This is a genomic window from Bradyrhizobium sp. SHOUNA76 (genome assembly GCF_023006445.1).
Lineage (GTDB): Bacteria > Pseudomonadota > Alphaproteobacteria > Rhizobiales > Xanthobacteraceae > Bradyrhizobium.
The window spans coordinates 1-514 of sequence record NZ_JALBHA010001134.1 but is presented as its reverse complement, the minus strand read 5'-3'; the positions used below and the strand labels follow the sequence as shown (position 1 = coordinate 514).

The 514-nt window shown below is 68.7% G+C and carries 1 protein-coding gene; it reads left to right on the top strand.

The window, feature by feature from the left end:
- The coding region (locus tag MOV74_RS40145) for a GAF domain-containing protein (protein WP_246933102.1) at positions 1–514 on the top strand (514 nt) is incomplete at both ends.

Here is a 514-nt window from a genome sequence, read left to right as displayed (position 1 = left end):
CGGCTCTATCAAGCCGTCGGCGCGAGCGGCTGCTGTGTGCTGCTCGCCGACGGCGAGGGCGTGCCGGTCGATCGTCGCGGTACGGCGGCGGACGACGCGACGTTTCAATCCTGGGGCCTGTGGACCGGTGCGCTCTGGAGCGAGGAGCACGAGGGCACCAACGGCATCGGCACCTGCCTCGTCGAGCAGCGTCCGCTGACGATCGACCGCGACCAGCATTTCTTCACCCGCAACACGCTTCTGAGCTGCAGCGCCGTTCCGATCTACGACCATGAGGCGACGCTCGCGGGCGTGCTCGACGTGTCCTCCTGCCGCGCCGACCGGACCGATGCATTTTCCAGTCTGATCGCGCTTGCGGCAGGCGAGGCGGCCAAGCGCATCGAGGCCGATCTGTTCCGCAGGGCCTTCGCGCATGCCCGCATCGTGCTGACGCAAGCTGCGGACGGCCAATGCGGAGGCCTCATTGCGGTCGATGCCGATGATCTCGTGATCGGCGCGACCCGCTCCGCCCGGG